Consider the following 24,156-nt stretch of genomic DNA (forward strand, 5'->3'; position numbering starts at 1 on the left):
GGTTATTACTACATTTTTCCTTGAGTGATGCCTTGAAAAAAGGTATTTGTAGCTTAACTTGATAAAAGAACAAACATCATGCCTTCGATAACCGTAGAACCCTGCACCTTTGCCCTGTTTGGCGCCTTGGGTGATCTGGCGCTGCGCAAGTTATTTCCTGCCCTCTATCAACTCGATGGCGCCGGGCTTCTGCACGACGACACCCGTATCCTGGCCTTGGCCCGTGAGGCCGGTTCCGCGCAGGAGCACGTGGCCCATATCGAAAAAGAGTTGCGCAAGTACGTCGGCAAAGAGCTGGACGAAGCCATTGCCCAGCGCTTCCTGGCTCGTTTGACCTACGTACACGTCGATTTCAAAAATGCTGACGACTATGCCGCCCTGGCGGAAATTGCCGGTACTGCACCGACCCTGATCGCCTACTTTGCTACACCGGCTGCGGTGTATGGGGCGATTTGCGAGAACCTGGCCAAGGTTGGCCTGGCGGAAAACACCCGCGTCGTGCTGGAAAAACCCATCGGTTCGGACCTGGAATCCTCGCGCAAGGTCAACGACGCCGTGGCGCAGTTCTTCCCGGAGAACCGTACCTATCGCATCGACCACTACCTGGGCAAAGAAACCGTCCAGAACCTGATCGCCCTGCGTTTTGCCAACAGCCTGTTCGAAACCCAGTGGAACCAGCATTACATTTCCCACGTAGAAATCACCGTGGCCGAGCAGGTCGGGATCGAAGGCCGTTGGGGCTATTTCGACAAGGCCGGGCAGCTACGGGACATGATCCAGAATCACCTGCTGCAACTGCTTTGCCTGATCGCCATGGACCCGCCGGCCGACCTGTCCGCCGACAGCATCCGTGACGAGAAGGTCAAGGTGCTCAAGGCCCTGGCGCCGATCAGCCCGGAAGGCCTGACTACCCAGGTGGTGCGCGGCCAGTACATCGCCGGCTACAGCGCGGGTAAAGCCGTGCCGGGTTACCTGGAAGAAGACAACTCCAACACCCAGAGCGACACCGAGACCTTCGTCGCCCTGCGTGCCGATATCCGCAACTGGCGTTGGGCCGGGGTGCCGTTCTACCTGCGCACCGGCAAGCGCATGCCGCAAAAGCTGTCGCAGATCGTCATCCACTTCAAGGAACCGTCCCACTACATCTTCGCTCCCGAGCAGCGCTTGCAGATCAGCAACAAACTGATCATCCGCCTGCAGCCGGACGAAGGTATTTCCTTGCGCGTGATGACCAAGGAGCAGGGCCTGGACAAGGGCATGCAACTGCGCAGCGGTCCGCTGCAACTGAATTTTTCCGACACCTATCGCAGCGCGCGGATTCCCGATGCGTACGAGCGGTTGTTGTTGGAAGTGATGCGCGGCAATCAGAACCTGTTTGTGCGTAAAGATGAAATCGAAGCCGCGTGGAAATGGTGTGACCAGTTGATCGCCGGGTGGAAAAAATCCGGTGATGCACCCAAGCCGTATGCGGCGGGTTCCTGGGGGCCGATGAGCTCCATTGCACTGATCACGCGGGATGGGAGGTCGTGGTATGGCGATATCTGATTTGAAACTGCCTCAGGGCGTAACACCCCATGAGTACCGCACGCCGGTGCTGCTGGCCGAAGGCTTGGCCAATGACGTGGCCGAGCAACTGCGCACAGCCATCAGCGCCCGTGGCGAGGCGACGTTGGTGGTGTCCGGTGGCCGCAGCCCCGTGGCATTTTTCCAGAACCTGGCCAAGCAAGGCCTGGACTGGTCCAAGGTGACCATTACCCTGGCCGACGAACGCTGGGTGCCGGTGGAGCACGCCGATAGCAATGCTGGCCTGTTGAAGCAGCACTTGCTGCAAGGCCCGGCAGCCAAGGCAAAGTTCCTCAGCCTGTACAGCGCCGCCGCCAACCTTGAAGAGGCGGCCGAGCAGGCTGATCGCTTGCTCGCGGAATTGCCGACGATTGATGTGCTGGTGCTGGGCATGGGCGATGACGGTCACACCGCATCGCTGTTCCCCAACAGCCCAAACCTGACCGAAGCCCTGCAGCCCGACGGTACCCGCCGTTGCTGGCCGATGCTGGCACCGACCGTGCCGCACCAGCGCCTGACCATGAGTCGCGCGCTGTTGGCCTCGGCGAACTACACCGTACTGTCGATTTCCGGCAGTTCGAAATTGACCACCTTGAGCGCCGCGCTGGCCAGTGACGACGTCTCTGCCATGCCGATTCGCGCGTTTTTGCAACCTACATTAGAGATTTACTGGTGCCCATGAGCCAAGGATCAGCCGCTATGAACAGCCCTCAACCGACCGTGTCCATGGCGGACAAAGTTGCCCTGATCGACAGCCTCTGCGCCAAGGCGCGGATCCTGCCGGTGATCACCATCGCCCGCGAACAGGACATCCTGCCGCTGGCCGATGCCCTGGCCGCGGGTGGTTTGACTGCATTGGAAGTGACCCTGCGTTCGCAGTTCGGCCTCAAGGCCATTCAGGTATTGCGCGAGCAACGCCCGGAACTGTGCACTGGTGCCGGTACCGTGCTGGACCGTCATATGCTCGAAGCAGCCGAAGTTGCCGGTTCGCAGTTTATCGTCACCCCGGGCATTACCCGCGACCTGCTGGAAGCCTCGGTACACAGCCCGATCCCGCTGCTGCCGGGCATCAGCAATGCCTCGGGCATCATGGAAGGCTATGGCCTGGGGTATCGCCGCTTCAAGTTGTTCCCGGCTGAAGTCAGCGGCGGCGTGGCGGCGATCAAGGCGCTGGGTGGCCCGTTTGGCGAAGTGAAATTCTGCCCAACCGGCGGCGTCGGCCCGGCCAACATCAAGAGCTACATGGCGTTGAAAAACGTGATGTGCGTGGGCGGTAGCTGGATGCTCGACCCGGAATGGGTCAAGAACGGCGACTGGGGCCGTATCCAGGAAGTCACCGCCGAGGCGCTGGCGCTGCTGGATTGATCTGATTTAACGAATCGTTGTTGCTGTGCTTAACGGCATTTTTGCGGCGCACTTGGTCGGTGTGCCGCTTTTTTTTTTGCCTGGATAAAGACCTCCAGGCACCGTGATTCGAATGTGGGAGCTGGCTTGCCTGCGATAGCGGTCATTCAGTCAATGCGACTGGGACTGGCCCACCGCCATCGCAGGCAAGCCAGCTCCCACATTTTTAATCTGTGTTCAGTTCGGTAATGGCGTTGACCAACACACCGATATCCGCCGCCGACGTCACCAACCCCGGTGTCACCCGAATACAGGTGCCAAACGCTGCGCCGGTACGCGTGGTGGTGAACAGGTTGAAGTCCTTGAGCAGTCGATCTGCCATCACCTGCTGATCTCGTCCAGCAAACGTGAACGCCGTGATCCCGCAATACAACCTTGGATCATCCGACGTCAGCACCTCAATCCCCGGCAATGAACGCACCTGGCTTACCCAAAGATTGCGCAGGTGATTCACCCGTGCCCCTTTGGCTGCCGAGCCACCCAAGGCGCGGTGTTCTTCAAACACCAGTGGCAAGGTCATCAGTGCTGGAAAGTTCGGCGTGCTGTAGGACGTGCGGGCGCGCACGTCCGTAATGGGGTAGTGAAACTCGCCCATGTCCGGGTCGATATCGGCCAGGCGCTCAGGGGCGATGTACAAAAAGCCCAGGGTCAGCGGTGCACCGATCCACTTGTGCAGGTTGAAGCCGGCAAACTGGATGCCCAGCTCGGCGAGGCTGAACTCGATCTGGCCCAGGGCGTGAGCGCCATCGAGGATCACGTCGACATCATGCGCGCGTGCCGCTTTGGCAATCGCCTCGACCGGCATCACCAGGCCGGTGCGATGGGTGACGTGGGTCAACGCCATCAGCTTGAGGCGGGGGTATTGCTCAAATGCATCGCGATAGGTTTGCAACAGGCTGTCGAAAGTGGCCGGGTGTGTGTGGGACAGTTCGATCACCTCCACCCCTCGCACGCCAGCCAACCAGCGCATGGCGCCTTTGACCGTGTCGTACTCCAGGTCGCTGATCAACACTTGGTCGCCCGGCTGCAGGCGGTTGTAGTTACGGATCAGCGACTGCAAGGCTTCGGTGGCGTTGCGGGTGAAGGCGACCGCCTGGGGGTCGACGTCGATGAGTTCGGCCAGTTGGCGACGGATCTCGACGTTTTCGCCTGTTTCGAAACGCTGACGCACATACAGCGAGTTGCTGCGGTTGATAAACGCCACGTACTCCAGGTACTGGGCGCGCACAGCACGGCTCATGCGCCCGAAGTAGCCGTTTTCCAGGTTAATCGGGCCGGGCTCCAGCTCATAGCGCTGGGCGATGGCGTGCCAGTGGTGTTCGTTATCAGCATTCCTTGGCATGGCGAGGCTCTTAATGGCGAGGGGCAGGTTTACCGTGTTTTACACGCAGAGGTTCGAGCAGTTCGGACAGACCGTTGTGGTCGATTTCCTGCATCAGTGCCAGCAGGCCGCCCAGTTCACCGTGGGGAAACCCTTCACGGGCGAACCAATTCAGGTAGGGGCCGGGCAGGTCGGCGATGATCCTTCCCTTGTACTTGCCGAAGGGCATTTCGCGGGTGATCAGCAGTTCGAGTTTTTCCGGGTTCATGGGCTTCAAGCGATTGAGTCGAGGCCTTGGAAAATACAGGCATTCTGCATGAAGGCCAAATGACAGATCATGCAAATAACGTACATACAGATGGTTCAATAATTATTAAGTTACTGATAAATAAGGAAAATAACGTTTTCGAAAACTTGGCACGGGCGCTGCAATCATTAAGACAACCTTCCTAACCCGCACAAGGAATTAGAAAATGACTGACATCAATAAAGAATCGATCTCCGTACTCAACGACCTGATCGAGACCAGCAAAGACGGCCAGAAAGGTTTCGCCACCTGTGCTGAAGATATCAAGCATCCAGAGCTCAAAGCGTTGTTCGTCAAGCGCTCGGCCGACTGTGCAACCGCCGCTGCCGAGCTGCAAACCGCTGTACGTGCCTTGGGCGGCGATCCGGAAGAGTCCGGCAGTGTGGCCGGTGCCTTGCACCGTGGCTGGGTCGACGTGAAGTCGCTGGTCACCGGTAAAGACGAAGAAGCGGTGCTGAACGAAGCCGAGCGCGGTGAAGACCACGCCCTGAAGGCTTACAAGGAAGCGATCGAGAAGATCAACAAGCACAACCTGCTGGGTATCCGCGACCTGGTAGAGCGTCAGTTCCACGGTGCGCAACGCAATCACGACCAGGTGAAAGCCCTGCGTAACCAGGCTCGCGCTCGGTCGTAAGCCCGGTGCTGTAAATGCTGTAAAAAAATGTGGGAGGGGGCAGCAAGCCCCCTCCCACATTTGTGCTGTGTAAAACTTTAGATCGAGATCAGCCGATGGTGATCGGCGGCAACTCGGTCAAGGTAACTTCCTGCTGTTTACGCGGCGCCAGAATCTCCGCTTCACCGTCCACCACCAACTCATCGCGCTGGTTGAACACACGCGTTGCGATGCGCACACGAAACTTCGGCAGCTTCTCGAGGATTTCCAGGCGCACGGTCAGGGTGTCACCGATTTTCACTGGTTTCTGGAAGCTCATCTGCTGGCCGATGTAGATCGTGCCCGGCCCAGGCAGCTCGCATGCAACGGCTGCGCTGATCAAGGCGCCGCTGAACATACCGTGGGCGATACGCTCCTTGAACATGGTGGCCTTGGCGTACTCGGCGTCCAGGTGCACCGGGTTGTGGTCACCGGACATCGCGGCGAACAGCTGGATATCGCGCTCTTCCACCAATTTGCTGTAGCTGGCGGTCTGGCCGACTTCGAGGGCTTCGTACGGGGTGTTGGTTACCTGGGTCATCTAAAGGTGCATCCTGTGGCTAATCGGTAATTTAATGGGCTGATTTTAAACAAATTATTCGCAGCGAGTCGGCCTGCGCAAAGTCAGGGCCTGATCGAGCCACGTCAGCACATCCGCTGTGACTTCATCGCGGTTGGTTTCATTGAACACTTCATGACGCGCCTGCGGGTAGATCTTCAATTGCAGGTGCTGGCAGCCGGCTTCGCGCAGGGCGTTGGCCAGGCTGGTGAGACGCTTGCCTTCACTCACCGGATCACATTCGCCGCCGGTCACCAGGATCGGCAAGCCCGGATCGATCTGGGCGAGATTGGACGCTTTGCTGATCTGCTGCAACCCGCCCAGCAAGTCGATCCACAGCTGGTTGGTGCAACGGAACCCGCACAGCGGATCATTGATGTACTTATCGACTTCGGCCGGGTCACGGCTGAGCCAGTCGAACGCCGTGCGGTTGGGCTTGAACGCCTTGTTGAACGACCCGAACGACAGGAATTCGATCAACGCACTGCGCCCGCGTAGCCCCTGGCGTGCTCGCTCGATACGCGCGATCACCCGTGCGGCGCGGTACAGCGCCACTGGTTGGAAATTCGAACCGCTGAGCACCACCCCACTCAGGCTGGCGCTGTGGTGCAGCAGGTAAGCCTGAGCGATATAGCTGCCCATGCTGTGCCCGAGCAAAATGATCGGCAGCCCCGGTTGTTGATGGGCGATGTGCTGGTTGAGGCTGGCCAGGTCGCCGACCACTTTGTTCCAGCCATCCTGTTCGGCATACAGGCCCAGGGTGCCTTCGTCTGCAGTGCGGCCATGGCCGCGCTGGTCCAGCGCATATAAGCCGTAGCCCGCGCCACACAACGCTTCGGCCAGCCGCCCATAGCGTCCGCTGTGCTCGGCCATGCCATGGGACAGCATCACCAGGGCTTTGGCCGGGCCCTCTGGCATCCATTGATTGACGTACAGGCGGCTGCGGTCATTCGCGGTCAGCCAGAATGTGCTGTGGTTCATGGCGATTCCTTTGCTCAGGGTCGTTGCAGTGTATAGCGCATCCCAGGGAAAGCGCCTGATCAGTGCAAGGCCGTGTAGGAAGATTCACGCAGTTAATGACGCTCTTTCCTGTATTTGCCTGTTTGGCCATAGCTGCTAACGTCCCCAAAGCTCCGCTTTTTATAAAGTCCAAAAGCGGCCGGACACATTCAGGTAAGAGGACAAGAATAATGCAACCTGATTTCTGGAATGACAAACGCGCCGCGGGCGTTCCCAATGACATCGACCTCACGGCGTACAAGTCGGTGATCGAAGTCTTCGAGCGTTCCTGCAAGGCCTTTGCCGACCGTCCGGCGTTCAGCAACATGGGCATTACCCTGACCTACGCCGAGCTTGAGCGCCAAAGCGCGGCGTTTGCCGGCTACCTGCAACAGCACACCGACCTCAAGCCCGGCGACCGTATCGCCGTGCAGATGCCCAACGTGCTGCATTACCCGATTGCCGTGTTCGGCGCCCTGCGTGCCGGGTTGATCGTGGTCAACACCAACCCGTTGTACACCCCGCGTGAGATGCGCCACCAGTTCAAGGATGCAGGCGTGCGTGCGCTGGTCTATCTGAACCTGTTTGGCTCGCGGGTGCAGGAGGTGTGCACTGACACCGAGATCGACTACCTGATCGAAGCCAAGATGGGCGACTTCATGCCAGCCGCCAAGGGCTGGCTGATCAACACGGTGGTCGACAAAGTCAAGAAGATGGTCCCGGCCTACAGCCTGCCACGCGCCGTGTCGTTCAAGCGTGCACTGCGCATGGGCGCGGGCCTGGGAGTAACCCGCCATCCGGTGAGCCTGGAGGATATCGCCGTGCTGCAATACACCGGCGGCACCACGGGCCTGGCCAAGGGCGCGATGCTGACCCATGGCAACCTGGTGGCGAACATGCAGCAGGTACGTGCCTGCATGTCCCAGACGGGCGAGGACGGCCACCCGCTGATCAAGGAAGGGCAGGAGGTGATGATCGCGCCCCTGCCGCTGTACCACATCTATGCATTCACCGCGAATTGCATGTGCATGATGGTGTCCGGCAACCACAACGTGCTGATCACCAACCCGCGGGACATTGGCGGCTTTATCAAGGAACTGAAAAAGTGGCGGTTTACCGGGGTGCTGGGGCTCAACACGTTGTTTGTGGCGTTGATGGATCATCCGCAGTTCAAGACCCTGGATTTTTCTCACCTAAAGCTCACCAACTCCGGCGGCACTGCCTTGATCAAGGCCACCGCCGAACGCTGGCAGCAAATCACCGGCTGTGCGATTGGCGAGGGTTATGGCCTGACCGAAACATCGCCAGTCGCCAGCACCAACCCCTATGGCAATAAATCGCGGCTGGGCACCGTGGGCATTCCGGTGCCGGGCACGGCGATGAAGGTGATCGACGACCACGGCGTCGAGCTGCCCTTGGGCGAGCGCGGAGAGTTGTGCATCAAGGGCCCGCAGGTAATGAAGGGCTACTGGCAGCAACCGGCCGCTACTGCTGACACCCTTGATGCTGAAGGTTGGCTCAAGACAGGCGACATTGCCGTGATCGACGAGGATGGGTTTGTGCGCATCGTCGACCGCAAGAAGGACCTGATCATTGTGTCGGGCTTCAACGTGTACCCCAACGAAATCGAGGACGTGGTGATGGCCCACCCGGCGGTGGCCAACTGCGCGGTGATCGGAGTACCGGATGAGCGCACGGGAGAGGCGGTGAAGCTGTTTGTAGTGGCGCGTGCCGAGGGCGTGAGCCTTGAGGAGTTGAAGGCGTACTGCAAGACCAACTTCACGGGGTACAAGGTGCCCAAGCATATTGTGCTGCGCGAATCGTTGCCGATGACGCCAGTGGGCAAGATCCTGCGCAGGGAGCTGCGCGACATCGCCTGACCTTGAATTGAAATGCAATAAAACTGTGGGAGCGGGCTTGTGTGGGAGCTGGCTTGCCTGCGATAGCATCACCTCGGTTTTGTCTGACGTACCGAGGTGCATGCATCGCAGGCAAGCCAGCTCCCACATTGTTATTTATTGATCTGTAAAGCCCGTTCCAGAGCCTTCCATGAGGCCATTTCAGGCCAGTTTAAAGTGTGACCAGATGTTGTAGGACAGTCGTGATTATGACTGTAGGGCCCGCTTTTGGCTCTAGGCGGCCTTTGGCAAAGCTGCTACTCTCGGCGCGCTTTGTGACATCTCGGCCTGCTTGAAAGCGCCAGACTCACCTAAAAAAACATACACCAATAATAATCGCATCAAATGCGATGATGAATTCGCGTCGCTGAGGAGTGGGCTTCCATGAACGAAGACTTTTGGAAGGATAAGTACCCCGCCGGGATTGCTTCAGAGATCAATCCAGACGAGTATCCGAATATTCAGGCGGTACTGAAACAGTCCTGCCAGCGCTTCGCCAACAAACCGGCTTTCAGCAACCTGGGCAAGACAATCACCTACGGTGAGTTGTACGAATTGTCCGGCGCATTCGCCGCGTACCTGCAACAGCACACCGACCTGAAGCCCGGCGACCGCATCGCCGTGCAATTGCCCAATGTCCTGCAATACCCGGTCGCCGTATTCGGCGCCATCCGTGCCGGCCTGATCGTGGTCAACACCAACCCGCTGTACACCGCGCGGGAAATGGAACACCAATTCAACGACTCCGGCGCCAAGGCTCTGGTCTGCCTGGCCAACATGGCCCACCTGGCGGAAAAGGTCGTACCCAAGACCACCGTCAAGCACGTGATCGTCACCGAAGTCGCCGACCTGTTGCCGCCGCTCAAGCGCCTGCTCATCAACAGCGTCATCAAGTACGTGAAGAAGATGGTTCCGGCCTTTCACCTGCCGAACGCGATCAAGTTCAACGACGTGCTGGCCAAGGGGCACGGTCAACCGGTCAGCGACGCCAGCCCGGCCAGCAGCGATGTTGCGGTTCTGCAATACACTGGCGGCACCACCGGCGTGGCCAAGGGTGCGATGCTTACCCACCGCAACCTCGTCGCCAACATGCTGCAGTGCAAGGCGCTGATGGGCTCCAACCTCAACGAGGGCTGCGAGATCCTGATCACCCCGCTGCCGCTGTACCACATCTATGCGTTCACCTTCCATTGCATGGCGATGATGCTGATCGGCAACCACAACATCCTGATCAGCAACCCGCGCGACCTGCCGGCGATGGTCAAGGAACTGTCCAAGTGGAAGTTCAGTGGCTTTGTCGGCCTGAACACGCTGTTCGTGGCGCTGTGCAACAACGAGGCGTTCCGCAAGCTGGACTTCTCCGCGCTGAAGGTCACCCTGTCGGGCGGCATGGCCCTGCAACTGGCGGCCGCCGAACGTTGGAAAGCCGTGACCGGCTGTGGCATCTGCGAAGGCTACGGCATGACCGAAACCAGCCCGGTAGCCACGGTGAACCCGATCCAGAATATCCAGATCGGCACCATCGGCATTCCGGTCCCGTCCACTGTCTGCAAGGTCATTGCCGACGACGGCACCGAGCTGGCGCTGGGCGAAACCGGTGAGCTGTGCGTCAAGGGCCCGCAAGTGATGAAGGGCTACTGGCAGCGCCAGGACGCTACCGACGAAATGCTCGACAGCGAAGGCTGGCTCAAGACCGGCGACATCGCCATCATCCAGCCAGACGGCTACATGCGCATTGTCGACCGCAAGAAGGACATGATTCTGGTCTCGGGCTTCAACGTGTACCCCAACGAACTGGAAGACGTGCTGGCAGGCCTGCCGGGCGTGCTGCAATGCGCGGCCATCGGTGTGCCGGATGAAAAATCCGGGGAACACATCAAGCTGTTTATCGTGGTCAAGCCAGGCGCCACCCTGACCAAAGACCAGGTGATGGAGCACATGCGCGCCAACGTCACTGCCTACAAGGTGCCTAAGGCCGTCGAATTCCGCGATGCGTTGCCGACCACCAACGTGGGCAAGATCCTGCGCCGTGAGTTGCGTGATGAAGAGCTGAAAAAGCTGGGCCTGAAAAAGTAACCCATAAAAAACCCCGCGAATGCGGGGTTTTTTTTGCCCGCTGATTCCTTTGATTGGAATGCAATCCAATGTGGGAGCTGGCTTGCCTGCGATAGAGGTTCTTCAGTCACTGTTGGGCTGGCTGATGCACCGCTATCGCAGGCAAGCCAGCTCCCACAGTTTTGACCGAGTCGTTACAAAGCGAAGTGCGCGAAGCTCACGTTAGCGCCTGCTGGACGCACATCCTTCAAGAACGAATCCTTATCCGCACTCAGCTCCAGGGTGATCTCCGGCTTGCGCTTGCCGGCATTGCGCACCACCAACCCTTCGATGTGCTCACGCAGGAATGCCGTCGGCACCTTCAGGTGCAGCAACTGGTCGGTCTCGGCGTTGTGCATCAACAAGTGAATCCACTCGTACTGGCCCACGGCAATACGGCCCACCGGCAGGTCGAACCACCAGATGTTGCGCTTGCGGTCCAGGTCGGTGAAGTGGCAGTTGTTGACGCCGAGTACGGCACCGCCCAGTTCGGTGTTTCTGCGGGCGATGGCCTGTGCTTTATTGAGTTTCATAACCTTCCTACGGGATCTGTTATTCAGCGTTATAGCCTGAATGTGCCGGGCATTCTCGTGGGTTGGCTGCAAAACATAAAGCCAAACCTGCGACCGGCGATGAAATGCGCATCGAAAATAATTGAAACTCTGCCGAACCGCCCCGGGTCAATCTCTAGGTAATGACCAAAAACCCTTGATTGTTCTTCTGGAGAAATACCATGGGCAGCACAGCGGATAAGGCAAAAGGTTTGAAAGACGAGGCCGTCGGCAACATCAAGCAAGGCGTCGGCAAAGTCACCGGTAACGATAAACTGCGCGCTGAAGGCGTGGTGCAGGAAAAGAAAGGCCAGGTCGAAAAGGCCGTCGGCGACACCAAGGACGCAGTGAAGAAAGCGACCAAGTAAGCGCGCTTTCAAGCAGTCCAGACGGCCATCCACGGATGGCCGTTTTTATGTCACATACCGTGATTAAAGTTTCGAAATTGTTTCAAGGTCGCCAAATAGGCTACCTTGATGTAGAAAACGGCCCCTGAGTCGCCCACGAACTCAACCTTTTTGCGGCGAAAGGAGACGCTATGATTTTCCCGGTACTCGATGGTCTCAAGCTGCACAAAGTGCTGGTGCGCACCGTCACCGAATTCGTCGATGACGAGATGCCCACCTACGCCTCGGCTCTGGCTTACCAGATGCTGTTTTCGCTGTTCCCCTTCCTGCTGTTCCTGATTGCCCTGATCGGTTTCCTGCACCTGCCGGACTTCTTCACGTGGCTGCGCATGCAGTCGGAATTGGTGTTGCCGCCCCAGGCCCTCGAGCAGGTCAACCCGGTGATCGACCAGTTGCAGCAATCCAAGGGTGGCCTGCTGTCTGTGGGTATCGTGATTGCGCTGTGGACAGCTTCGGCCGGTGTGCGCCTGATGATGAGCGCGATGAACGCGGCCTATGACGTGGTTGAAGGCCGGCCAATCTGGAAGCGCTTCCCGCTGTCGATTTTCTACACCATCGGCATTGCCGGCATGCTGCTGGCCGCTGCTGCGCTGATGGTGCTGGGTCCGCAAGTGATGGAGTGGCTGGCCGGGCAGATCGGCATGCAGGAATTCGTGGTCACCTTGTGGACCATCCTGCGTTGGCCGTTGATCGTGATTTTGCTGATGTTCGCCGTGGCCCTCATGTACTACGTGATGCCCGACGTGAAGCAGAAATTTCGCTTTATCACCCCAGGCTCCGTGCTGGCGGTGGTGGTGTGGATCGTCGCGTCCCTGGGCTTTGGCTACTACGTCAAGACCTTCGCCGACTACAACGCAATGTATGGCAGTATCGGTGCGATCATCGTCTTGCTGCTGTACTTCTATATTTCTGCCGCCGTGCTGTTGCTGGGTGCGGAGATGAATGCCGTGATCGAACACATGTCGGCCGAAGGCAAGGACCCCGGTGAGAAAGATTTTGATGAACACACTGTCACGGATGAAAAACAACACGTCTCAGGCCTAGGCCGTGACCACTCCAAGCCCACTACCGATGAAGTCTGATCGATGATCCGTGAAATCCTGAAAATGGGCGACGAGCGCCTGCTGCGTATCGCCCCCCCGGTTCCGCCGGAAATGTTCGACAGCCCTGAGCTGTGGCAGTTGATCGATGACATGTTCCAGACCATGGAACACGTGGGTGGCGTAGGCCTGGCCGCACCGCAGATCGGCGTTGATTTGCAGTTGGTGATCTTTGGTTTTGAAGCGAGCGAACGCTACCCGGACGCGCCACCCGTGCCGCAGACCATCCTGATCAACCCACTGATCACACCGCTGAGCCCGGTGTTGGAGGAAGGTTATGAAGGTTGCCTGTCGGTGCCAGGCTTGCGCGGTGCGGTGGACCGTTACCAGCAGATTCGTTATGAAGGGTTTGACCCGAAGGGTGAGCCGATTGTGCGAGTGGCCGACGGGTTCCATGCGCGGGTGGTGCAGCATGAGTGCGATCACTTGATTGGTAGGTTGTACCCGTCGCGGATTACGGATTTCAGCAAATTTGGCTTCATCGAAGTGATGTTCCCGGACATGGACCCCACAGCCGACGAATAACCTCCGACACAACGACAATCAAAACTGTGGGAGCTGGCTTGCCTGCGATAGCGGCGGGTCTGCCACATTTGATGGAAACTGGCAGACCGCTATCGCAGGCAAGCCAGCTCCCACATTAGTTTTGTATTTAGCCTGTTTACTTGGCGGGTTTAATGAACCGCAACGTCATCCGATCCGACTCCCCAATCGCCACATAGTTGGCTTTATCCTGCTCCCCCAACTTCAACGTTGGCGGCAAGGTCCACACACCTGCCGGATAATCCTTGGTGTCCTTCGGATTGGCGTTCACTTCACTTTGCCCTGCCAGCTTGAACCCGGCATCGGTCGCCAGCTTCACCACCTGGTCCGTGGTGAGGTAACCCGTGTCCTTGATCGCCTCAAGATCTGCTCCGTCCTTGGCTCGATGATCTTCCACACCCAGTACGCCGCCCGGTTTGAGCACCTTGTAAAACGCGCTGAAGGTGGCCGGCGCAGTGCCTGCTTCCACCCAGTTATGCACGTTGCGGAACGTCAGTACGGCATCCGCCGACGCCGGCTTGCCGAATACTGGCGCCTTGGGATCGAACTCGACGACTTGGGCATTGCCGTAACGCGTCGGGTCCGCGGCGAATTTGTTTTTCAGGTTCTCCTCGGATGTGCGCGCATAGGCGCTGGTGCTGGCGGCCTGCACGGCGGCGATGTACTGCCCGTGATCCTTGAGCAGTGGTGACAGCACCTCGCTGTACCAGCCGCCGCCCGGGGTGATTTCGATCACCGTCTGCTTGGCGCCCAGGCCAAAGAACTCCAGGGTCTGCTGTGGATGGCGATAACCGTCGCGGGCGCTGTTGGCCGGGTCGCGCCAGCTGCCGGCCAGTACGCTTTGGTACTGCTTGGCGCTGATCGGCGTGTCGGCGGCCTGGCTAAAGGTGGGGAGGAGGAGGGCAGTAAGGGACAGCGCTGCAAACGTCGTTTTCATGATTATCCGAAAAGTGGGCCACTGTGCCGCCGAGGCTAGCATGGGCCCTCTGTCGGCTGATCACACATTATCCGAGGTCGTCCTTACCAAACGTTCTAAGCCCATGGCGATCATGGGCTTGTTGCGTTTGTAACGCACCAGCCGCTCGCTCAAGGATTGGGGCAGCACTGTGTCCTGGGTGAACCCCATGCGTTGATACAACCCTTCCAGGTCTGGATGGCACAGCAACCAAACCGTGCCCTCCACTGAGGCCACCGCCTCAAGAATCAACGTCGCCGCCAACCCCTGGCCGCGATACGCAGGGTCCACGAATACGCCCGTCAACCACTGCCCGCCCACCACTGGCGTCAGGCACAACCCGGCGACTATTTCGCCATCGCGCGCCACCCACAGTTGACCCCCCTTGAGCGCCTTCATCGACGAATTGTGGCTGCGGTAAAACTTGTTCAGCAGCGGCCACAGGGGCTCTGCCAGCAGATCGATGGTCAACTCGGGCATGGTGTTCAGGCAGCGTTATGAAGGGCCGGGGATTATAAGCGCCTTCTGCCGCGCAATAGGTGGTATACCCAGTGCTACATCCCCTGTTAGTGGAGTACGCATCATGGCCAAAGGTATGGATTCAAAGAAAGCCGCGAAGAAAAAACCGGCAAAGACCGCCGATGAAAAACGCGCCGACAAGAAAGCCAAGAAATCCGAGACCGGCTTGTTCGGCCATTAAGTTCCAAGCTTAGAACCAAACAATCTGCAAGATTTTCCCGCGCCAGTGCACAGAGCAGGAAACACCTGCTCTGAGCTGCCGATGGCCAACTACCTTGATCCTACCCAACGCCGGGAAATCGAAGCCCTGGCGCAACGCTTCACCGCAAAAACCGAATGGCCGACCTGGCTGTTATTGATTGGCGTGTATACCGGCTGGTTCGCCGTGATCCTCGGCAGCCATTGGCTGGGCCTGTGGCTGAGCACGCTGTTGCTGATACCGCTGGTGACGCTGTGGTTGTCGGTGCAGCACGAACTGCTGCATGGTCATCCCACCCGTTCACTGCTGCTGAACAAACTGCTCGGCTACGCACCGTTTGCCGTGTGGTATCCCTACACCCTGTACCGCGACAGCCATCTGCTGCACCACAACGACGAGGACCTGACCCTGCCGGGCATCGACCCGGAAAGCCGCTACCTCAACCAGCAGCAGTGGGACAGCAGTTCACTGTTCGAACGCGGCGTGCATTGGCTGACCAAGACTGTGCTCGGCCGCTTCTTGCTGGCGGCACCGTTGGCGATTGGTCGCTTGGCTCGCCATCAATTGCAGTGCCTGCCAACGGTATGGCCGATGTGGCTGGCCCACGGCGCCGTTACCGTCCTGATGCTGAGCTTCATCGCCCACTACAGCGCGCTGTCGGTGTGGCACTATCTTTTGCTGGTCAGCGTGCCGGCTTTGTCCCTCGCGTCGATCCGTTCCTACTATGAACACCGCCCGCATCCGCAACCGGAGCAGCGCACCGTGCTCAACGAGGCCTCGTGGCCATGGACCTGGTTGTACCTCAACAACAACCTGCACCTGGTGCATCACGACTTGCCGAAACTGCCGTGGTATTTGTTGCCCACGGTCTACCGCGCCCGCCGCGAGCAATGGGTGGAACGCAGCGGCGGCTTCCTGGTGCACGGCTACGGCCAACTGATCAGCCGACACGGCCTCAAGGCCATCGACAGCCCCCGGCATCCTTTTGCGTGAGAGACGATCATGAGTGACCACTACGCCGAGCTGCTGATGTATGTGGCGCCCGAGCCCATTCAGCAGGCCAACCAGCAGTGGCTGGCGCGCATATTCGAACGCTTGGACCTAGACCGTCGCAACGCCGACCACCTCGACCTGCACGGCCTCTGGCTTGCGCCGGAACTGCTGGTCACCCAAACCTGCGGCTACCCGTTGATGACCCAACTGCGCGGCCAGGTCCGCGTCATTGGCCGCCCCCGTTATGAGTTGCCCCACAGCAGCCGTGGCGAGCATTGCAGCCTGCTGCTGACCCGCGACGACAACCCGCGCACCACCCTCGCGGCGTTCTACAACAGTCGTGGCGTGATCAACGGCCACGATTCCAACAGCGGCATGAACCTGTTGCGCGAACGCCTTGCCCCGCTGCAGCGCGACGGCCGCTTCTTTAGCAGCGTCGACATCAGCGGCGCACACCGTGAGAGCCTGCGCTGGCTACGGGAAAACCGTGCCGACCTCGCCGCCATCGACAGCGTGACCTACGACTATCTGGCGCGTTTTGCACCGGAAGAAGTGGCGGGGCTGCGCATTGTCATGCGCAGCGCGCCGAGCCCGACCTTGCCGTATATCGGTCCGCTGGGCCTGAGCGACGAACAGGTCACGCAGATTCGTCAGGCGATGAACCAGACGCTGCGCGACTTGCCGCAGGTGGTGGAAACACTCGGTGTACAGGAAGTGCTCCCGGCCAGTGAGGACGACTACCAAGTGCTGCTGGACTACCAAAAGCATGCCGCCAGCATCGGCTATCCGGTCCTTAAATAAGGTTATATAAAAATACCTTTTAAATATTATTAAAGAATAAGCAGCCTTGCTAGGATCGCCCCACCGGAACACCGGACATAACGCGCAACCTACCCAGATGGAGCCACTATGTCCGGCGCCGACACTTCTCACAGCGATTACGTGGGCGGATTATTCCGCAGTCATTACGACTGGCTGTGCAGCCGTTTGCACCGCCATCTGGATTCCCGTGCCCACGCCGAAGACATCGCCGCCGACACCTTCGTGCAGCTCCTGACGTCGCCGGGCCTGAGTGAGTCTGGAGAGCAGGCCATCCGCCAGCCCCGCGCCTTGCTGACCACCATCGCCCAGCGCTTGATGTATCAGCTGTGGCGTCGCCGTGACCTGGAGCGCGCCTACCTCGATGCCTTGGATAACGACGAGACCTGCACCGCGCCGTCCCCCGAAGAATTGGCGCAAATGCTCGAAGCCCTGCAAGCCATCGACCAGTTGCTGGACGGCTTGCCGGCCAAGGTCAAGGCAACGTTCCTGTTGTCCCAGCTCAATGGCCTGACCTACCCGGAAATCGCCGCCGAATTGGGCATCTCCCAGCGCTCGGTCAGTGACTACATGACCCGCGCCTTCAACCGTTGCCTGCGGCTGTGCCTGGAATGAGCGAAGAGCTGATCGACAGCGCCACCCGCTGGTATGTGCTGCTGCGGTCCGGCCAAGCCACGGCGGGCGACTGGCAACGCTACGAACAATGGCGCGCCGCCGACCCGCGCCACGATGCGCTGTGCCGACAGTTGGAAACCCGCCTCGGCGTGTTCCAGGTTCCCCAGGCCCAAGGGGTGAGCGGCAAGGTGTTGCAGCAGGCGCTGGAGGCGCCGTCCAGCCGTCGCCATGTGTTGCAGGTCGCGTTGGCCGGTGCCGGCGTGGCGGTGGGTGCGGCGTTCCTGGCCAAGCCCATGGGGCTCACCGAACTCACGGCCGATATCCGCACCGGCACCGGCGAGCGCCGCACGGTGACGCTGGACGATGGCAGCGAGTTATTGCTGAACGCCCAGAGCGCGGCGGATATCCAGTTCAACCCGCAACGGCGCCTGGTGCGCCTGCGCGAAGGCGAGTTGCTGGCCAAGGTTGCCAGCGACCGCCGCCGGCCCTTTTTGATCCAGACCGACCAGGCCCGCTTATGTGCCTACGGCAACCGCTTCCTGGTGCGCGAACGGGAAGGGCAGGGGCAGGTAGTCGCGCTCAACGGCGCGGTGGAAATCGACAACAGGCACGGTGAACGCCTACAACTCGCCGCCGGCCATGAAGTGCATTACGACCGCAACGGTTTTGGCCCGATAGAAATCAGTTCTTCGGGTGCCACCGCTTGGGTCGATGGTTTCCTGCAAGTGCGCGACCGTCCATTGGCCGAAGTCATCGAGGCGTTGCGGCCCTATCACAACGGCGTGCTGCGCCTGGACCCGGCGGTGGCCGAGTTGCGCGTCAGCGGCCTGTACCGGCTGGACAACCCCCAGCAGATCCTCGACACCCTGGCGCGTACGTTGCCGATCCACATCACCCGGCGTACGGGGTTGTGGGTGACGGTCAGTGCGACCTGATCTTTGTGGGAGCTGGCTTGCCTGCGATGCAGCCGACTCGGTGCTCAAGACAAACCGAGTCGATGCAATCGCAGGCAAGCCAGCTCCCACACTCGATCGAGTGTGCACACCACTCTTGTTCTTGGGTTCTAAGGACATAACCAAACGATCTGCAAGTTTCCTCCGCGTCATCCCACATCACTCCCGTAAGCGCTGCGGGGAGCAGTGCAACCGAGTTTCCTTGGGGGGAGCCACAGTGAGTCAGTTCAACCGTGTGTCGCGTCGAACCTTTGCCCTGGTGCCGTTGGCCAGCCTGTTGTTGTCGTTTGCCGCCAGTGCCAGCGATGCGCGTCAGGTCTATCACATCGCGCCGGGTCCGCTGGATGAAGTGTTGCTGAACATCAGCCGTCAAAGCGGCCAGGTGATCTCTTTCACCCCGCAACTGGGAAACTATTCCTCGGCCAGCGTGGACGGTTCGCTGTCAGCGCAACAGGCAGTGGATGCCGCACTCAAGGGCACCGGCCTGCAAGTGCAGGTCAGCCCGGATGGCGCGTTTATCATCAAGGAAGGCGGGCCCAAAAGCGCGACCAGCAACGTCAAGGCGCAAACCAGCGCCGCCCAGGCGCCGACCCTGGACCGCGTGGTCGCCATCGGCACCCGGCGCAGTGACGCAACGGCCCTCACCAGCGCTGCGCCGGTGGACGTGATCAACGCCGAAGAACTCAAGCAGACCGGCGCCACCAGCCTCAACCAGGCGCTGTTCCAATTGCTGCCGTCGTTCAACTTTCCGCAGAACAACAGCGCCACCCGTGGACAGGATCCCAAAGGCGCGTCGCTGCGTGGCCTGTCACCCGACCAGACGCTGGTGCTGATCAACGGCAAGCGCCGACACACCTCGGCGGTGGTGAACATTTCCGGTGGCGTGCCGTTCATTGGCGCCCAGCCGGTCGACCTGGACATGATCCCCATCAGCGCCATCGACCACGTCGAAGTGCTGCGTGACGGTGCCTCTGCGCAGTACGGCTCCGACGCGGTGGCCGGGGTGGTCAACATCGTGCTCAAGGAGCGCGACAGCGGTGGCGGCATCAACACCCAGTTGGGCAAATACGCCCAGGGCGATGGCTTCAGCAAAACCACCGATGGCTGGTACGGCATAGGCCTGCCGGGCGATGGTTTCCTGACCCTGAGCTTCAACACCTTGAACAACAAGCCGGACGATATCGGCGACAAATACGTGGCCGATGGCCGTGTGCAAGACCCGCGCTGGGGCGGTGCCGGGCGCGACAAATACAACCTGGCGGCCAACGCCGAAATCGGCCTGAACGATCAGTGGCGCGTCTACAGTTTCGCCACGTTCGGCCAGGACACCTCGGTCAACAACACGCCGCCGCTGCTGGCCAGCAGCCCGAACAACGTCACGTCGATCTACCCAAACGGCACCATTCCCAAGTACCGCTATCGCTATGAAGACGGCGCCATCACGGTGGGCACGCGCTATGAAGACGACAGCATCGGCCGCTTCGACCTGAGCGCCACGTACGGTCGGGACGAGCACGATGAGCTGGCCTTCAATACCGTCAACCCCAGCTACGGCGCCAACAGCCCGACCAAATTCAACGTCGCCACGCTGGTCAACGACCAGACCAACGTCACCCTCGACTACGCCAAGGACCTCGACGTGAACTGGTCCAGCCACCCGCTGACCGTCTCGGCCGGTGTGGCCTACCGTCACGAGCAGTACCGCTTGGAAGCCGGTGACTACGACTCTTACTCCTACGGCGGTATCGACAACGTGCAAGTGGGTGCAGTGCAGGCGTCCGGCCTGACCCCGGACGATGCGGGCACGTTCAAACGTGATGTCGGCGGCGTGTATTTCGGTTTGGAAAACCAGGTCACCGACAAGCTGCAAGTCGGCGTTGCCGGGCGCACCGAGCATTACTCGGACTTCGGCTCGGCCACCACCGGCAAGCTCTCGGCGCGTTATGACTTTACGCCGCAAGTGGCGCTGCGCGGCACCATCAACAACGCCTACCACGCCCCGAGCCTGGGGCAGGTCGGTACGTCGTGGACCACCACCACCAACCTCGATGTGAACGGCAACCCAGTGCTGACCCGCATGTTGCCGGCAGACAATCCCGCGGCACGTGCCCTCGGCGCGCAACCGCTCAAGCCAGAGAAGTCCACCAACTACTCCCTCGGCCTGGTATTGCGCCCTGCCGAAAACGCGTCGCTGACCATTGACGCCTACCAGATCTCGATTCGCGACCGGCTGGTGTTCAGCGGCGGTATTTCCGGGCCCTTGGCCGAGCAGATCCTGACCAATGCCGGCTACGGCCAGTATTCCTGGGCGCAGTTCATGACCAATGCCGCCGACACCCGCACCCGTGGCGTCGATATCGTCGGCAAGTACAACCTGGACCTCGCACAGTTCGGCAACCTGAACCTGTCGGCGGGCTACACCAAGGCGCGTACCACCATCGAGAAAATCCACGAAAACCCCAACGGCTTCGAAGTGCTGACCCGCGAAGCCCGTGGCTTTATCGAGCATGGCTATCCCGAGGACAAGTTGGTGTTTGGCGCGGTGCACAAACTCAACCAATGGACCATCGCCCTCAACGAAACTCGCTACGGCAAATACCGCAAATATGCCTCCGACGCCGCCAACGCCCAATACGACCAGACCTTCAGCGCGCAGTGGACCACCGACCTCGACGTGAACTACGCGTTCACTAAGCAACTGCGTGTATCGGTGGGCGTGAACAACCTGTTCGACAGCAAGCCCGACGACTTCAACACCCGCCTGCGCCAGACCCCGGGCCAGCAGTACAGCTACCTTTCGCCGACCGCGCCGGAAGGGGCGTTCTACTACACGCGGCTCAGTTATGACTTTTAAGAACATGGCGTAGATCAACTGTGGGAGCTGGCTTGCCTGCGATTGCATCACCTCGGTACCACTGAAATACCGAAGTGTCCGCATCGCAGGCAAGCCAGCTCCCACATTGACCGTGCCCACTTTGAATGTGTTGTGAATCGAATCTCCAAGAGGCTACTCATGAAAAAACTTAAAAACCTGCTGGGTGGTTCGCTGCTGGCACTCGCTGTATTGGCTCAGCCGACACACGCCGCTGAACCCATCCACTTCGGCGATATCACCTGGGAAAGCGGCAGCTTCATCACCGAAGTGCTGCGCCTGATCGTCGAGAAAGGCTACGGCCTGCCCACCGACACCTTGCCCGGCAGCACCGTGAGCCTGGAGGCCGCCCTGGCCAAGAACGATATCCAAGTGATCGGCGAAGAGTGGGCCGGGCGCAGTCCGGCATGGGTCAAGGCGGAGAGCGAAGGCAAGGTATTCGGCCTGGGTGACACCGTCAAAGGCGCGACCGAAGGCTGGTGGGTACCTGAATTTGTGATCAAGGGCGACGCCGCGCGCGGTATCAAGCCGCTGGCGCCGGACCTCAAGTCAGTGGCCGACCTGCCGCGCTACAAGGACGTGTTCCGCGACCCTGAAGACCCCACCCGTGGCCGCTTCCTCAACAGCCCCACCGGTTGGACCTCGGAGATCGTCAACAGCCAGAAGATCAAGGCCTACGGCTTGACCGACAGCTTCGTCAACTTTCGCACCGGCTCCGGCGCGGCGCTGGATGCCGAAGTGGCGTCGTCGATCCGTCGCGGCAAACCGGTGCTGTTCTACTACTGGTCGCCCACGCCGCTGCTGGGGCGCTTCAAACTGGTCAAGCTGGAAGAACCGCCGTTCAACGCCGAAGCCTGGAAGACCCTCTCCGACGCGAAAAACCCCAACCCCATCGGCACCCGCTCGATGCCCGCGAAGTTGGCGATTGGCGTATCGGCGCCGTTCAAGGCGCAATACCCGCAATTGGTGAGCGTGTTTGAAAAGGTCGACCTGCCGATTGACCTGCTTAACGGCCTCCTGGCTGATATGAGCGAGAAGCGCACGCAGCCACGTCAAGTGGCGTTGGCGTTCCTCAAGGAGCAGCCGCAGGTGTGGCAGCAGTGGGTGCCGGCGCAGGTGGCGGCGAAGGTCAGCGCCGCCCTTTAACCACCGAAGATCAACTGTGGGAGCGGGCTTGTGTGGGAGTGCACTTCAGGTCATTCGGCTTCGGCGGCCAGGGCAGCAACGACTGCCGGACGCTGACTGACCCGTTGTTGAAAATTATCCAACGCCGGCCATTCGAGCAGGTCAATATCGTGGAAAGCCGCCCAACGCAGCACCACGAACAAATACGCATCTGCCACCGAATACTGCGAGCCCAGCAAATAGTCCTGGCGCTCCAGCGTCTGCACCAGCACCGCAAATCGCTTGAACAGCGTGGCCTGGAACGTCGCCCGCACCTCGCCCTGAATCGCGTCGTTGAAAAACACCGCCAAGCCGCCATGAATCTCGGTGGCAATGAAGTTCAGCCATTCCTGCAACCGCACGCGCTCCCAACTGCCGTTGGCCGGGGCCAGTTCGGCTGTGGGTTTCAGGTCGGCGAGGTACTGCAGGATCGCGCTGGCTTCGGTCAGCACCTGGCCGTTGTCCAATTGCAGTGCCGCCACGTAACCCTTGGGGTTGATGTGCAGGAAATTCTCACCGTTGGCGGTGGTCTTGGCTTTGTTATCCACCAACACCAGGTCGAACGGCAACGCCAATTCGCGCAGCACGATATGGGGCGCGAGTGAGCAGGCGTTGGGGAAGTAATAGAGTTTCATCGAGGGCAGCTCCTTAGGGTTTGCGCCAGTCTCGCGGGCATGGCACCGTGCGTAAAATTAAACCTTCAGACCCCTGCCATAAGGACCGCTACTGCCATGATGAACCTGATGCACTGGCGCTTGCTGGTCGCCGTGGCCGATCACGGCAGCATCACCGCCGCCGCTGAGCGCGTGGGCATGACCCAGTCTGCTGCCAGCCAGGCGATGGCCGGCATGGAGGCAACCTTGGGCGCGCAACTGTTTACTCGTGAGCCGCGCAAGACGTTGCCCACGGCCTTGGGGTTGAGTGTGATCGAGCAGGCGCGGGTGATGTTGGGCGCATTGCAGGCCATTCGCAGCACTGTGGATGCCGCCAAGCCCACACTGCGTGGGACGATCCGCATCGCCAGTTTCCCCATGGTGCTGGCGACGTTTCTGACGCCGCTGTTGCAGCGTTTCGCGCAGCTTTATCCTGGCATCGAAGTCACCACCCTGGATGTCACCGATAACGAAGTGCACACGCTGCTCGACGCCGACCTGATCGACCTCGGCGTGGTGCTCAACCCCAAGCCCGAGCGCAACGCTACCGTGCTGGGCCGCGATTTCTGGATGGCAGTGCTGCCGGCCCACCACCCCCTGGCGCTGCGCCCGGCGGATGCCACGGTGTCGTTGGAAGAGCTGCTCGACCAACCCTTTGTGCTCGCCACCGGTGGTTGCACCGCCAACGCTCGCAGCCTGGGCGCCGCAGCGGGGCTGACCCTGCGCGATATCCGCGTGGAAGTACGCGAATGGAGCAGCGCCTTCAGCCTGGTGCGCGAAGGTGTCGGTGTGACGCTGGTGCCGGAAATGGCCTTGCCAGCGCAACGCAACGGCTTGCGCGTGATGCCGTTGACGGTGCCGCTGCACCGCGAATTTGCCTTGGTCAGTTCTCCAGCCCGCCCGCCGTCGGCCGCCACCTGCGCATTGTTAAAAATGCTGGCTGACTAGTGGCCTTGCATAGCGCCAAGCCCTGTCTATGCTCACCCAGAACCGTGATGACGCTTGCCATATAAAAG

At 60.1% G+C, this 24,156-nt stretch carries 24 protein-coding genes; 16 read left to right on the top strand and 8 right to left on the bottom strand.

The window, feature by feature from the left end; genetic code table 11:
• Positions 1-78 precede the first annotated feature (78 nt).
• Genes zwf through CFE47_RS19015 form a run of 3 tightly spaced genes read left to right on the top strand, consistent with a single transcriptional unit; the run spans position 79 to position 2,928 of the window.
• Positions 79-1,545, top strand: a complete 1,467-nt coding sequence (zwf, locus tag CFE47_RS19005; protein WP_185707961.1) for a glucose-6-phosphate dehydrogenase — start codon at positions 79-81, stop codon at positions 1,543-1,545.
• The gene (gene pgl, locus CFE47_RS19010; RefSeq protein WP_286839373.1) at positions 1,532-2,245 is read left to right on the top strand and encodes a 6-phosphogluconolactonase; all 714 of its coding nucleotides are present in this window, start codon (positions 1,532-1,534) and stop codon (positions 2,243-2,245) included. Before zwf ends, pgl begins: the two co-directional genes overlap by 14 nt.
• Before the next feature lie 17 nt (positions 2,246-2,262).
• On the top strand, positions 2,263-2,928 hold the full coding sequence (locus CFE47_RS19015; protein WP_185707957.1) for a bifunctional 4-hydroxy-2-oxoglutarate aldolase/2-dehydro-3-deoxy-phosphogluconate aldolase: 666 nt from the start codon (positions 2,263-2,265) through the stop codon (positions 2,926-2,928).
• Between the two features lie 205 nt (positions 2,929-3,133).
• On the opposite strand, the gene CFE47_RS19020 is transcribed toward CFE47_RS19015, so the two are convergent.
• Positions 3,134-4,309, bottom strand: a complete 1,176-nt coding sequence (locus CFE47_RS19020; RefSeq protein WP_286839377.1) for an aminotransferase class V-fold PLP-dependent enzyme — start codon at positions 4,307-4,309, stop codon at positions 3,134-3,136.
• 10 nt (positions 4,310-4,319) lie between these two features.
• The gene (locus tag CFE47_RS19025; protein WP_017139191.1) at positions 4,320-4,556 is read right to left on the bottom strand and encodes a DUF3820 family protein; all 237 of its coding nucleotides are present in this window, start codon (positions 4,554-4,556) and stop codon (positions 4,320-4,322) included.
• Between the two features lie 205 nt (positions 4,557-4,761).
• On the opposite strand from CFE47_RS19025, the gene CFE47_RS19030 reads away from it, so the two are divergent.
• On the top strand, positions 4,762-5,229 hold the full coding sequence (locus CFE47_RS19030; RefSeq protein ID WP_286839381.1) for a ferritin-like domain-containing protein: 468 nt from the start codon (positions 4,762-4,764) through the stop codon (positions 5,227-5,229).
• An 88-nt stretch (positions 5,230-5,317) separates the two neighbouring features.
• Here CFE47_RS19030 and CFE47_RS19035 read toward each other — a convergent pair whose 3' ends face one another.
• Positions 5,318-5,788: a MaoC family dehydratase gene (locus CFE47_RS19035; protein WP_105523957.1), complete on the bottom strand. Its 471-nt coding sequence runs from the start codon at positions 5,786-5,788 to the stop codon at positions 5,318-5,320.
• Positions 5,789-5,842: 54 nt separating this feature from the next.
• Positions 5,843-6,787, bottom strand: coding sequence for an alpha/beta hydrolase (locus tag CFE47_RS19040; RefSeq protein ID WP_185707953.1), 945 nt, complete (start codon positions 6,785-6,787; stop codon positions 5,843-5,845).
• A 209-nt stretch (positions 6,788-6,996) separates the two neighbouring features.
• Between CFE47_RS19040 and fadD2 the strand changes: the two genes are divergently transcribed.
• Both fadD2 and fadD1 read left to right on the top strand, forming a co-directional pair.
• Positions 6,997-8,685 carry a long-chain-fatty-acid--CoA ligase FadD2 gene (gene fadD2 / locus CFE47_RS19045; protein WP_286839385.1) on the top strand — a complete coding sequence of 563 codons (1,689 nt, stop codon included), beginning with the start codon at positions 6,997-6,999 and terminating at the stop codon, positions 8,683-8,685.
• Between the two features lie 402 nt (positions 8,686-9,087).
• Positions 9,088-10,779 carry a long-chain-fatty-acid--CoA ligase FadD1 gene (gene fadD1 / locus CFE47_RS19050; protein ID WP_286839388.1) on the top strand — a complete coding sequence of 564 codons (1,692 nt, stop codon included), beginning with the start codon at positions 9,088-9,090 and terminating at the stop codon, positions 10,777-10,779.
• 173 nt (positions 10,780-10,952) lie between these two features.
• Here the strand turns inward: fadD1 and CFE47_RS19055 are convergent, their stop codons facing one another.
• Positions 10,953-11,330, bottom strand: a complete 378-nt coding sequence (locus CFE47_RS19055) for a hypothetical protein (RefSeq protein ID WP_135309899.1) — start codon at positions 11,328-11,330, stop codon at positions 10,953-10,955.
• 200 nt (positions 11,331-11,530) lie between these two features.
• On the opposite strand from CFE47_RS19055, the gene CFE47_RS19060 reads away from it, so the two are divergent.
• From CFE47_RS19060 to def, 3 genes are all read left to right on the top strand, one after another.
• Positions 11,531-11,716 carry a CsbD family protein gene (locus CFE47_RS19060; protein WP_016973106.1) on the top strand — a complete coding sequence of 62 codons (186 nt, stop codon included), beginning with the start codon at positions 11,531-11,533 and terminating at the stop codon, positions 11,714-11,716.
• 170 nt (positions 11,717-11,886) lie between these two features.
• Complete coding sequence (locus tag CFE47_RS19065) at positions 11,887-12,837, top strand: YihY/virulence factor BrkB family protein (protein ID WP_286839394.1); 951 nt, start codon at positions 11,887-11,889, stop codon at positions 12,835-12,837.
• A 3-nt stretch (positions 12,838-12,840) separates the two neighbouring features.
• Positions 12,841-13,380: a peptide deformylase gene (def, locus tag CFE47_RS19070; RefSeq protein ID WP_286839396.1), complete on the top strand. Its 540-nt coding sequence runs from the start codon at positions 12,841-12,843 to the stop codon at positions 13,378-13,380.
• A gap of 136 nt (positions 13,381-13,516) precedes the next feature.
• On the opposite strand, the gene CFE47_RS19075 is transcribed toward def, so the two are convergent.
• Entirely contained in the window at positions 13,517-14,335 is an 819-nt protein-coding gene (locus tag CFE47_RS19075) for a class I SAM-dependent methyltransferase (RefSeq protein WP_286839399.1), read from the bottom strand.
• Between the two features lie 60 nt (positions 14,336-14,395).
• On the bottom strand, positions 14,396-14,833 hold the full coding sequence (locus CFE47_RS19080) for a GNAT family N-acetyltransferase (RefSeq protein ID WP_185707938.1): 438 nt from the start codon (positions 14,831-14,833) through the stop codon (positions 14,396-14,398).
• Positions 14,834-15,134: 301 nt separating this feature from the next.
• Here CFE47_RS19080 and CFE47_RS19085 point away from each other — a divergent pair, with 301 nt between their 5' ends.
• The 6 genes from CFE47_RS19085 (at position 15,135) to CFE47_RS19110 (ending at position 22,469) form a co-directional block, all read left to right on the top strand.
• Complete coding sequence (locus CFE47_RS19085) at positions 15,135-16,064, top strand: fatty acid desaturase (protein ID WP_286839402.1); 930 nt, start codon at positions 15,135-15,137, stop codon at positions 16,062-16,064.
• A 9-nt stretch (positions 16,065-16,073) separates the two neighbouring features.
• Positions 16,074-16,865, top strand: a complete 792-nt coding sequence (locus tag CFE47_RS19090) for a phosphate/phosphite/phosphonate ABC transporter substrate-binding protein (RefSeq protein ID WP_286839404.1) — start codon at positions 16,074-16,076, stop codon at positions 16,863-16,865.
• A gap of 108 nt (positions 16,866-16,973) precedes the next feature.
• Positions 16,974-17,498: a sigma-70 family RNA polymerase sigma factor gene (locus tag CFE47_RS19095; RefSeq protein ID WP_286839406.1), complete on the top strand. Its 525-nt coding sequence runs from the start codon at positions 16,974-16,976 to the stop codon at positions 17,496-17,498.
• On the top strand, positions 17,495-18,433 hold the full coding sequence (locus tag CFE47_RS19100; RefSeq protein WP_286839408.1) for a FecR domain-containing protein: 939 nt from the start codon (positions 17,495-17,497) through the stop codon (positions 18,431-18,433). The genes CFE47_RS19095 and CFE47_RS19100 overlap by 4 nt, the downstream gene beginning before the upstream one ends.
• Before the next feature lie 235 nt (positions 18,434-18,668).
• Positions 18,669-21,305: a TonB-dependent receptor gene (locus tag CFE47_RS19105; protein WP_286839409.1), complete on the top strand. Its 2,637-nt coding sequence runs from the start codon at positions 18,669-18,671 to the stop codon at positions 21,303-21,305.
• 159 nt (positions 21,306-21,464) lie between these two features.
• A complete protein-coding gene (locus CFE47_RS19110) occupies positions 21,465-22,469 on the top strand; it encodes an ABC transporter substrate-binding protein (RefSeq protein WP_286839412.1) in 1,005 nt (334 codons plus the stop codon).
• A gap of 50 nt (positions 22,470-22,519) precedes the next feature.
• On the opposite strand, the gene gstA is transcribed toward CFE47_RS19110, so the two are convergent.
• Entirely contained in the window at positions 22,520-23,122 is a 603-nt protein-coding gene (gene gstA, locus CFE47_RS19115; RefSeq protein WP_286839414.1) for a glutathione transferase GstA, read from the bottom strand.
• Positions 23,123-23,218: 96 nt separating this feature from the next.
• Here gstA and CFE47_RS19120 point away from each other — a divergent pair, with 96 nt between their 5' ends.
• Positions 23,219-24,088 carry a LysR family transcriptional regulator gene (locus CFE47_RS19120; RefSeq protein WP_286839415.1) on the top strand — a complete coding sequence of 290 codons (870 nt, stop codon included), beginning with the start codon at positions 23,219-23,221 and terminating at the stop codon, positions 24,086-24,088.
• The last annotated feature ends 68 nt before the right edge of the window (positions 24,089-24,156 follow it).

This window comes from Pseudomonas sp. PGPPP1, assembly GCF_002255865.1.
In the GTDB taxonomy this organism is placed as follows: Bacteria; Pseudomonadota; Gammaproteobacteria; order Pseudomonadales; family Pseudomonadaceae; genus Aquipseudomonas; species Aquipseudomonas cremoris.

Coding starts and splice junctions, on each gene's coding strand:
- def (WP_286839396.1), top strand. CDS start 12,841: ATGATCCGTGAAATCCTGAAAATGGGCGACGAGCGCCTGCTGCGTATC.
- CFE47_RS19100 (WP_286839408.1), top strand. CDS start 17,495: ATGAGCGAAGAGCTGATCGACAGCGCCACCCGCTGGTATGTGCTGCTG.
- CFE47_RS19015 (WP_185707957.1), top strand. CDS start 2,263: ATGAACAGCCCTCAACCGACCGTGTCCATGGCGGACAAAGTTGCCCTG.
- CFE47_RS19020 (WP_286839377.1), bottom strand. CDS start 4,309: ATGCCAAGGAATGCTGATAACGAACACCACTGGCACGCCATCGCCCAG.
- pgl (WP_286839373.1), top strand. CDS start 1,532: ATGGCGATATCTGATTTGAAACTGCCTCAGGGCGTAACACCCCATGAG.
- CFE47_RS19085 (WP_286839402.1), top strand. CDS start 15,135: ATGGCCAACTACCTTGATCCTACCCAACGCCGGGAAATCGAAGCCCTG.
- CFE47_RS19030 (WP_286839381.1), top strand. CDS start 4,762: ATGACTGACATCAATAAAGAATCGATCTCCGTACTCAACGACCTGATC.
- CFE47_RS19035 (WP_105523957.1), bottom strand. CDS start 5,788: ATGACCCAGGTAACCAACACCCCGTACGAAGCCCTCGAAGTCGGCCAG.
- CFE47_RS19060 (WP_016973106.1), top strand. CDS start 11,531: ATGGGCAGCACAGCGGATAAGGCAAAAGGTTTGAAAGACGAGGCCGTC.
- CFE47_RS19040 (WP_185707953.1), bottom strand. CDS start 6,787: ATGAACCACAGCACATTCTGGCTGACCGCGAATGACCGCAGCCGCCTG.
- CFE47_RS19055 (WP_135309899.1), bottom strand. CDS start 11,330: ATGAAACTCAATAAAGCACAGGCCATCGCCCGCAGAAACACCGAACTG.
- CFE47_RS19120 (WP_286839415.1), top strand. CDS start 23,219: ATGATGAACCTGATGCACTGGCGCTTGCTGGTCGCCGTGGCCGATCAC.
- gstA (WP_286839414.1), bottom strand. CDS start 23,122: ATGAAACTCTATTACTTCCCCAACGCCTGCTCACTCGCGCCCCATATC.
- zwf (WP_185707961.1), top strand. CDS start 79: ATGCCTTCGATAACCGTAGAACCCTGCACCTTTGCCCTGTTTGGCGCC.
- fadD2 (WP_286839385.1), top strand. CDS start 6,997: ATGCAACCTGATTTCTGGAATGACAAACGCGCCGCGGGCGTTCCCAAT.
- CFE47_RS19095 (WP_286839406.1), top strand. CDS start 16,974: ATGTCCGGCGCCGACACTTCTCACAGCGATTACGTGGGCGGATTATTC.
- CFE47_RS19025 (WP_017139191.1), bottom strand. CDS start 4,556: ATGAACCCGGAAAAACTCGAACTGCTGATCACCCGCGAAATGCCCTTC.
- CFE47_RS19110 (WP_286839412.1), top strand. CDS start 21,465: ATGAAAAAACTTAAAAACCTGCTGGGTGGTTCGCTGCTGGCACTCGCT.
- CFE47_RS19090 (WP_286839404.1), top strand. CDS start 16,074: ATGAGTGACCACTACGCCGAGCTGCTGATGTATGTGGCGCCCGAGCCC.
- CFE47_RS19080 (WP_185707938.1), bottom strand. CDS start 14,833: ATGCCCGAGTTGACCATCGATCTGCTGGCAGAGCCCCTGTGGCCGCTG.
- CFE47_RS19065 (WP_286839394.1), top strand. CDS start 11,887: ATGATTTTCCCGGTACTCGATGGTCTCAAGCTGCACAAAGTGCTGGTG.
- fadD1 (WP_286839388.1), top strand. CDS start 9,088: ATGAACGAAGACTTTTGGAAGGATAAGTACCCCGCCGGGATTGCTTCA.
- CFE47_RS19075 (WP_286839399.1), bottom strand. CDS start 14,335: ATGAAAACGACGTTTGCAGCGCTGTCCCTTACTGCCCTCCTCCTCCCC.